Origin of the sequence: Thiolapillus sp. (assembly GCF_048562965.1) — a bacterium.
GTDB classification, from domain to species: Bacteria; Pseudomonadota; Gammaproteobacteria; order Chromatiales; family Chromatiaceae; genus Thiolapillus; species Thiolapillus brandeum_A.
On the sequence record NZ_JBHNMF010000670.1, the window covers coordinates 1 to 1658 of the forward strand.

The following is a 1658-nucleotide window of genomic DNA, read 5'->3' on the forward strand; positions in this document are numbered from 1 at the left end:
AATCGCTCCCTGCAAACGACAATATCCTTGTCAAGGCAGGTGATTAATTAATTCAGTATATTGGCATGCGCTAATTATCTGGAGCTGCCCGAAAAAGATAGCTATTTATAGACGGGAACTACTTTGCTTCCCCTCTGGCGCAAGGCACGCCGGGAAAACAGTGCGGCCTCGCGGCTACTGGGGTCTACCAGCCTCTGCTTCGCTCTCCATGGCTGGCAGCGAAGGCTCGTGGAGTGGTGGACGGGTAGGGCCGTTTTCTGTAAACTGTCCAAAAAATACGGTTGAATAACGACAGGGCACCCCTGATTAATGCTGTTTGCGCAGATTCGTGCATGAGGGCGAAGACGAAGATCGCAGCAAAAAGCAGGCTGTTTGCAAGATTTTCAACGCAGTTATCGCCGCACTCAAGGTGTGTGCCTGCCAATTATGAATGAATAGCGGCTCCTCGACGTTTGTGAGTGGAATTCCACCAAGGACCTGTGCCAGTATATCCGCAAAATCAGTGATGAGGAACCGGAATGGACTGCAATCAGATTCTGCTATTGGGTCTTGGCATAGAGGCACCCTGGAAACTGGTGGAGCAGCGCTTGGACTATGATCTAGATTACAAGGCTGTTTTTAACGCAGCATCGGGGCGGCAATGAAAGTAAAGTGTCGCCAATTTCTGGATGAGGAGACAGGAGATGTGCTTGATCAAAATTCGTGGTTGACAATTGGCCGTATATACCACGTATTGTCTATCCACATGGAATTTGGAGGCAGGCTCAAATTTCAGTTGGTCGGGGATGATGGTTTGACTCCTGCTTTCCATGATGCAGGGCAGTTTGAGGTGGTAAGCTGTTTAATCCCTTCGACGTGGTGTGTGTCATCAGTTCCAGGTAGTCATTTTGAACTTACTCCCAAGGCTTGGTTAGAGTCAGGTTTTTGGGAGGAGTATTTCGATGGAAATGTTAAAGCCATTGCGTTATTTCAGTGCGAAAAAGAGAAAATGTTAGAGGAAGAAGATAGCCAATAAATTTGGTAGTTCTTTATGCTACTGCCCTCTCGGAATACCCTCCGCCTCCAGATGTTGCCGCTTATGGATCACGGCCAGCACTTCGATGAGGTCATCGGACTTGCGCTGCCAGCCATGGAGAGCGATGCGAAGGTTGGTAGTCCCCAGTCGCCGCGAGGCCGCACTGCTTACCCGTCGTGCGCATAGTGCAGAGGGGAAGCAAAGTAGGCATCCAAGCGCGGCGTCCAGTCATTGGGAGACAAGTACGGAGCAGCAACGAGCTTGCGAAGTTGTTGCGTAGTGCTTGGTGACCAGGACGGCTGGCTGGGGCACGAATAGGTTGTCAAAGACCGAGTCGATTTTGGGGACTGGGATGTCCCAAAATCTATCACGAGGTCGAAGACACGCTTGTGGCGGTGTTTGTCAACAAAGTTGTGTGTGCCGCAGCAATGCGAATCGGTTGGCAGGGTGTCAAGATGTAAAGTCCGTCAAATGGCTAAACAAAAATACGCGGCCATTTACTGATGCTGATGATAGTGAAGACTATGGAAATATTGATTTCTTTCAATTGTCTTCGGATGGATACCACCTGTCGGGGGACTGGGGTGAGGTGATAATTAAATCATCCCCTCCAGAGTTAGTATGGTTGTAATCAAAATCAAGG

At 49.4% G+C, this 1658-nt stretch carries 4 protein-coding genes; 3 read left to right on the plus strand and 1 reads right to left on the minus strand.

Annotation, left to right across the window (positions count from 1 at the left end; all coding sequences use genetic code 11):
* The first annotated feature begins 123 nt into the window (after positions 1 to 123).
* From ACOCD2_RS18980 to ACOCD2_RS18990, 3 genes are all read left to right on the plus strand, one after another.
* Positions 124 to 285 (plus strand): hypothetical protein, encoded by a 162-nt coding sequence (locus ACOCD2_RS18980; RefSeq protein WP_293649267.1) that lies wholly within the window; start codon positions 124 to 126, stop codon positions 283 to 285.
* A gap of 233 nt (positions 286 to 518) precedes the next feature.
* A complete protein-coding gene (locus ACOCD2_RS18985) occupies positions 519 to 644 on the plus strand; it encodes a hypothetical protein (protein WP_293649270.1) in 126 nt (41 codons plus the stop codon).
* Positions 645 to 685: 41 nt separating this feature from the next.
* Positions 686 to 1015, plus strand: coding sequence for a hypothetical protein (locus tag ACOCD2_RS18990; RefSeq protein ID WP_293649273.1), 330 nt, complete (start codon positions 686 to 688; stop codon positions 1013 to 1015).
* Positions 1016 to 1182: 167 nt separating this feature from the next.
* Here ACOCD2_RS18990 and ACOCD2_RS18995 read toward each other — a convergent pair whose 3' ends face one another.
* Positions 1183 to 1386: a hypothetical protein gene (locus ACOCD2_RS18995; RefSeq protein WP_293649276.1), complete on the minus strand. Its 204-nt coding sequence runs from the start codon at positions 1384 to 1386 to the stop codon at positions 1183 to 1185.
* Positions 1387 to 1658 lie beyond the last annotated feature (272 nt).

Excerpts from the sequence above, each read along its gene's own strand:
- ACOCD2_RS18985 (WP_293649270.1), top strand. The coding sequence starts at position 519 with ATGGACTGCAATCAGATTCTGCTATTGGGTCTTGGCATAGAGGCACCC.